General features: G+C 68.1%; 6 protein-coding genes. 2 read left to right on the forward strand and 4 right to left on the reverse strand.

Annotation, left to right across the window (positions count from 1 at the left end):
- Together V5A20_RS12795 and V5A20_RS12800 are read right to left on the reverse strand one after the other, a co-directional pair.
- The coding region (locus tag V5A20_RS12795) for an ATP-grasp domain-containing protein (RefSeq protein ID WP_332327505.1) at positions 1 to 908 on the reverse strand (908 nt) is incomplete at its 3' end.
- Positions 909 to 1,219: 311 nt separating this feature from the next.
- Positions 1,220 to 2,701 (reverse strand): FAD-binding domain-containing protein, encoded by a 1,482-nt coding sequence (locus tag V5A20_RS12800; RefSeq protein WP_332327506.1) that lies wholly within the window; start codon positions 2,699 to 2,701, stop codon positions 1,220 to 1,222.
- Positions 2,702 to 3,066: 365 nt separating this feature from the next.
- Between V5A20_RS12800 and V5A20_RS12805 the strand changes: the two genes are divergently transcribed.
- Positions 3,067 to 3,510 (forward strand): Hsp20/alpha crystallin family protein, encoded by a 444-nt coding sequence (locus V5A20_RS12805; RefSeq protein ID WP_332327507.1) that lies wholly within the window; start codon positions 3,067 to 3,069, stop codon positions 3,508 to 3,510.
- 176 nt (positions 3,511 to 3,686) lie between these two features.
- Here V5A20_RS12805 and V5A20_RS12810 read toward each other — a convergent pair whose 3' ends face one another.
- Positions 3,687 to 4,340 carry a class I SAM-dependent methyltransferase gene (locus tag V5A20_RS12810; protein ID WP_332327508.1) on the reverse strand — a complete coding sequence of 218 codons (654 nt, stop codon included), beginning with the start codon at positions 4,338 to 4,340 and terminating at the stop codon, positions 3,687 to 3,689.
- A gap of 65 nt (positions 4,341 to 4,405) precedes the next feature.
- Between V5A20_RS12810 and V5A20_RS12815 the strand changes: the two genes are divergently transcribed.
- Positions 4,406 to 5,662, forward strand: coding sequence for a CaiB/BaiF CoA transferase family protein (locus V5A20_RS12815; RefSeq protein ID WP_332327509.1), 1,257 nt, complete (start codon positions 4,406 to 4,408; stop codon positions 5,660 to 5,662).
- A 25-nt stretch (positions 5,663 to 5,687) separates the two neighbouring features.
- Here V5A20_RS12815 and V5A20_RS12820 read toward each other — a convergent pair.
- On the reverse strand, positions 5,688 to 5,848 hold a 161-nt coding region (locus V5A20_RS12820), incomplete at its 5' end, for a His/Gly/Thr/Pro-type tRNA ligase C-terminal domain-containing protein (RefSeq protein ID WP_332327510.1).

Consider the following 5,848-nt stretch of genomic DNA (forward strand, 5'->3'; position numbering starts at 1 on the left):
TCGCGCTTCAGGAGGTCGGCGACGGCGGCCATGCCACTCAGGTCGTGCTCCTGTTCGACCTCGGGCGAGTAGTTGGTCGTGCCGTTGATGTCGTAGGTCCAGATCTGCCCGTCGGCGTCCTCGATAAACTCGATGCCGGCGACATCGATCTGCTCCCGCTTGAGGAAGGCCTTGTAGCGGTCGATGAGGGCGGCGGGCACGTCCTCACGCAGGGCAAAGAGGGAGTCGTCCCCGTCCACCGCGCAGCGGTCCTCGTCGGTACGGCACGCGTCGGCCGGGCAGAGCTCGAAGCCGTCGCTCGTGTCCGACGTGATCGCGTACAGAAACTCGCCGTCCACGAACTCGCAGCGCGTGATGAACGGCTCGGCCGCCTCGATGAACTGCTGCAGGAGGGTAATGTGGGCGGGCGGTGTGGGAATATCCCCGGCGTGCACCGCGTCCTCGAACGCCTCGTGGGTGCGGAAGAGCTGCACGCCGAGGCCCTTCCCGCCGCGATTGTGCTTCGTGACGAACGGGGTGGGCATGTCCTGCGCGGCGTCCAGCAGCGCCTCCGTTCCTCCTGCCACGGCCCGCGTGGCCGGGGTCCGCAGCCCCGCCTGTTCCAGCGCGGCGTGCTGCTGCACCTTGCTAATCTCCAGCTCGAAGGCGTGCGATCCATTCACGACGCGGCGTCCGTGCCGCTCCAGCCACGCGATGAGCTGCCGCGTGTGCTCGACGGCCGGGCCGTGCCCCCGCGTGTGGGAGGACGCGCTCATCCGGTTCAGAAAGACGCCCTCGGGAGGGGTGCCGGTCACGTCGAAATGTCCGTCGTTGACGAACCACTCCTCGTACGGCACGCCGGCGTCGTCTAGGGCCGACCGGAGCGGCGGCATCCAGTCCTCATTTTCGTAGAGAATGTGGGCCTTCATGGGTGGGCAGAACCTCTTCGAGCGGGACAAAACGAAAAAAGCCCCCGGCAAAGCCGGCGGGCGGAGGCGACAGCGTCGGCCGTACACCACGCGGCTCACGCGCGAGAGGACAGACAGCAACAACAGTACACGTGCGGCGCAGCAGTCATCGTGACGGTGTGGGCGTTTGGAGACCGCTGTAGAGAATCTTTCGGGGCTGTTCGGGTTCCTCCCGTTACATGGACTTCAGCTTCTCGCACCCCAGTGACGCGCCGGGGACCGGCACGGCCATCCGGTGATCCCGGACGCGGTCCTGATCCTTCCACCGGTCCCTAAGCCCGGCTTCCGTGCTGCTCCAGCACCGTGTCGGCCTGTGCCTGAATCTCCGGACGCTGCCGCAGCTCGTGGATGGCGTCCTGGGCGTGGTGGTACGCCTCATTGTGATCCACGACACGCTCCGGGTAGTCCTCCCCCACCACACACCCGATGGCCCGCTGCTCGATGGGCGACATGCGCCAGGGCTCATGCACGTACGCGGTCGTCTCAACGGAGGCCAGCTCGGGGACCCAGCGGCGGATGAACGTGCCGTCCGGGTCCTGCTCCTTGCCCTGCTTCACCGGGTTGTAGATGCGGACGCGGTTGATGCCGGTGGTGCCGGATTGCATCTGCACCTGCGGGTAGTGAATTCCCGGCACGTAGTCGGCCATGAGGCCGCCGTAGGTCGGCGCGAAGCGGCGCCAGTCGAGCCAGCAGTCGTAGGCCGCGAACGAGCAGAGCATCGCGCGCATCCGAAAGTTGAGCCACCCCGTGGTCCGGAGGGCGCGCATGCAGGCGTCGACCATCGGAAAGCCGGTGCGGCCGTGGAGCCACGCGTCGTAGAGCGCCGGGTCCCAGTCATCCGCTCGAAGGTCGTCGAACGCCGGAATGTAGCTCTCCGTCTCGATGCGGGGGGCATCCTCCAGCTTCTGCGTAAAGTGGCTGTGCCAGTGCAGGCGGCTGTCGAAGCTGCTCAGCGCCTTGCGCCGCGCCGTGACGTCCGGGCCGCTCCGGCCCCGCAGCTCCTCCTGGCGGCGTCGAAGCTCGTAGACCACCCGTCGCAGGCTGATCGTGCCGTAGGCCAGATGCACCGAGATCCGTGAGCACTCCGTCCGGGCGGGTGCGGGGCGCGACATGGCCCGCCGGTAGGTGCGCCCCCGTTCGCGGAAGAACGAGTCGAGGGTCCGGTGGGCCTCCGCCTCCCCGATCCGCTGCAGGGCGGCGGTGGACGGACGGAGCCCGAGGTCGGCGTGGGAGGGCATCGGCCCCGGCTCAATGTCCTCGACCGGCGTCAGCGACTCGGGCGGATGCACGAGCGGCCGGTCCATGGCCTCCTCCCACCGGTCGGCCCAGTCGTCGCGGTCGTGGGGGCCGCGGACGACGCCCCGGCTCGGCACTTCCGTGAATGGAATGTCCTGTTCCCGACCCCAGTCACGAACGCGCTCGTCCCGTGCAAACGTGCGCTGGGTGCCCGTCTCCTCGTGGGCCCAGAGGTGGATGGGCCCCACATCTTTACGCAACGACTCCAGGACGTCCGGCATCTCGCCGCACCGCACGACCAGGGGCTGCCCTCGCTTCGCGAGACGGGCCCGGAGTTCGATGAGCGCCTCCCGAATCAGGGTCCAGTGGCGCGGGTGGTAGTCGTCGCCGGCCGCGATGGACGGCTCGGCCACGTAGAGGGGCAGTACGGGCCCCCGGTCGGCGGCCTCCGCCAGCGGGCGGTGGTCGCCGACCCGCAGGTCGCGCTTGTACCAGACGACGTGCGTGCGCGACGGCATGGACGGGACTGGATTGGTGTGTATGCGTGTGGTTTTTCTACCCGCCCCGGCCGTCTCCGATTCCCCGAAACTCTTTCCATCCTGAAAGATCTGTCGACGCCCCCCGCGGGCGTTCCGCGGGGCCGGCGCGACCGGACCGCGTGTCAGATCTGCAGCCGCACTCTGTCGCTGCGGCAGGCTCGGGTGCCGGAGTTTCGGGATTCATCGGGGCTGAGCCGGGGTGGCACACGTGTTGTTCAATATGACGAACGGAATCTTCGGGGACGACGGGGCATCACCGACGTCCCCGACGGACACATTGCCTTGTGTCATTGCCGACCTGTTCGTCGCACTGTTGAACAAGTCCGCCGGACGAGGTGAGACCCATGGCCCAGTTGACTCGCCAAACGCCGAATCGAACCCTTCGAAACCTCCAGCGGGAGGTCGATAGCCTCTTCGATCAGTTCTTCGGGCGCTCCGACGGCGGAGACCAAAGCCCCTCTGCCGTTTGGTCGCCGAGCACCGACCTGGTGGAGACGGACGACGCCTTCCGCCTCCACCTGGACGTGCCCGGCATGAGCGCGGAGGACATCAGTATTAACCTCCAGAACCGCACGCTGACCGTGAACGGCGAGCGCAGCAGCGAGCGAACGGACGAAAGCGAAGACTTCGTCCGCGTGGAGCGCGCCGTCGGCACCTTCCACCGCACGTTCACGCTTCCGGACGCCGTCGACGCCGACCACATCGAGGCGACCTACGACGACGGTGTGCTGACAATTACCGTCCCGAAGACGGAAGAGAGCACACGCCGTCAGATCGAGATCCAGTAGCCCGGCGTCCGCCCCCCCGATCCCCGCGGGCCGGCCGATGAGGTCCGGACCCGCATCGGGAACGAGTTGTGATCGGGTGCGGCTTCATGCCCCCAGTCGGACTCCTCTAGTCCGGCCGGGGGCTTTCCTTTTTGGAGGGATCGCCTCGGGGCTGCGGAGGAGCACAAGTCTCCGCGTCACCTGGTGTTCTCTCGTGCAATGGTGGCGGTGTAAAGCCCCCAGAGTCCCGCCTTCCGGTGGGCCACGACCTGCAGGTCCGCTCCGACAAGAATCGGCCTGAGCCGTCGGTTGAAGTCGGAGACCAGCACTCGCGCCACGGGATTCAGTAGTCGTCGCAATGGGGACGGCGACGTGCCCTCTGGCAGAAACTTGTCGTAGATCGAAATGCGGCCGTCCGGGGCCAACACGCGGGCCGCCTCGGCGGCGACGGCCTCCGGATCCGGGAGGACCGACAGTAGCAGATGGAGCAGCACCACGTCGAACGTGTCGTCCGCGAAGGGCAGCGCGTGGGCGTCTCCGATCCGGACGTCGACATTCAACCCAAGCCCCCGGGCGCGGTCGCGTATGCGGCGCCCCATCGCCGGCACCGCGTCGAGGGCCGTGATCTGCGCACCGGCCGGGAGGTACTTGAGATCCAATCCGGTGCCGCACCCCGACAGCAGAATGCGCTCATCCGGGGCGGGATCAAGCCACTCGATGGCCCGCCGTCGTCCGCGCTCCATGGGCCACGCCAGCGCGTCGTAGACCGGGGCGTAGAGCCGGTACCGGGTCCGGTTCCACCAGCGCGCCCATGCATCGGGACCCGGCGGCGACGGAGACTCGGCGGCCATATCGGGGAGAGATTTCGTCTCAGGACAGTCGAACCCGAAAGGGGCTTCTCGATTCAAAGAAGCCAATGGACCGGTGCACCGTAGGGTCCCCCGCCAACACCGCAGAGCTGCCTCTCCCCGTGCTCGACGATCTCCTTGTCCTGGAACTCGCCTCCGTCCTCGCCGGCCCGAGCGTGGGCCAGTTTTTCGCCGAGCTCGGCGCGACGGTCCTCAAAGTTGAGAATCCCCGCACGAACGGCGACGCGACGCGGCGGTGGCGGGCCCCGAACGTCGACGATGCCGAGGACAACGACGACCGGTCCGCTTACTTCTGTTGCTGCAACACGGGTAAGCAGTCGATGGCGCTCGACCTGTCGACGGCGACGGGGCAGGCTCTGCTCCACGATCTCGCGCGGGAGGCCGACATCGTGCTGGCCAGCTACCGCCCCGGCACCGCCGAGGCCCTCGGTGCCGACTACGAGACGCTCTCGGCCATCAATCCTGCACTGATCTACGGCCACGTCACTGGCTACGGCCCGGACCGCGAGCGGGCCGGCTACGACGCCGTCATTCAGGCCGAGAGCGGCTTCATGCACATGAACGGCCCTGCGGACGGGCCCGCGACGAAGCTGCCGGTGGCGTTGATGGACGTGCTGGCGGCCCATCAGCTGAAGGAGGGCCTTCTCGTGGCGCTGCTGAACCGCGAGCGAGGCGGGGGCGGCGCCTACGTGCCGGTGTCTCTCTTCCAGGCAGCGGTGAGCGGCCTCGCCAACCAGGCGACCAACTGGCTCGTGGCCGGGCACAGCCCGCAGCGCATGGGCTCGGCCCACCCCAACATTGCCCCGTACGGCACCCCGTTCGCCACGGCCGACGACCGGTCGATCGTCCTGGCGGTGGGGACCAACCGCCAGTTCACGGCGCTGTGCGACATTCTCGGGTGTCCGGAGCTGGCCGACGACCCCAGGTTCTCCACGAACGCCGACCGCGTTGATCACCGCGACGCCCTGGCCGACCGTCTCGGGGCCCGCGTCGGACAATTTCGAAGCGGTCCTCTCCTCACGGCACTCCGCGAACAGAACGTTCCGGCCGGCGTGGTGCGCGACGTGCCGGCGGTCTTCGGGCAATCGACCGCCCAGGCCATGACGCTCGATGCCGGCCCCGAAGACCCGTCGGGACTCCGACAAATCGCGTTTCCCCACCCCGACGAGGCGTCCTCCTCCCTTTCCCCACCGCCGCGCTACGCCGAGCACACGTCCACGGTCCTGCGCGAACGCCTCGGATGCTCCCCCGAACGGATCGACGAACTGGCCCGAAAAGACGCGATCGTCCGGTCGGCCGCGTAGGCCTCCCCCATCCCGCCCGGCCCGTCTATTTCTCGGGGGTCCAGTTGCGCGTCTGGTCGAAGATGTAGGTGGCGAGCTGGTCGATCGCCACGCGGTCCTGCTCCATCGTGTCGCGGTCGCGGACCGTCACCGTCTGGTCGTCGAGCGTGTCGAAGTCGACGGTGATGCAGAAGGGCGTGCCCGCCT

The organism is Salinibacter sp. (assembly GCF_036626415.1).
In the GTDB taxonomy this organism is placed as follows: domain Bacteria; phylum Bacteroidota; class Rhodothermia; order Rhodothermales; family Salinibacteraceae; genus Salinibacter.

Excerpts from the sequence above, each read along its gene's own strand:
- V5A20_RS12800 (WP_332327506.1), bottom strand. The coding sequence starts at position 2,701 with ATGCCGTCGCGCACGCACGTCGTCTGGTACAAGCGCGACCTGCGGGTC.
- V5A20_RS12805 (WP_332327507.1), top strand. The coding sequence starts at position 3,067 with ATGGCCCAGTTGACTCGCCAAACGCCGAATCGAACCCTTCGAAACCTC.
- V5A20_RS12810 (WP_332327508.1), bottom strand. The coding sequence starts at position 4,340 with ATGGCCGCCGAGTCTCCGTCGCCGCCGGGTCCCGATGCATGGGCGCGC.
- V5A20_RS12815 (WP_332327509.1), top strand. The coding sequence starts at position 4,406 with ATGGACCGGTGCACCGTAGGGTCCCCCGCCAACACCGCAGAGCTGCCT.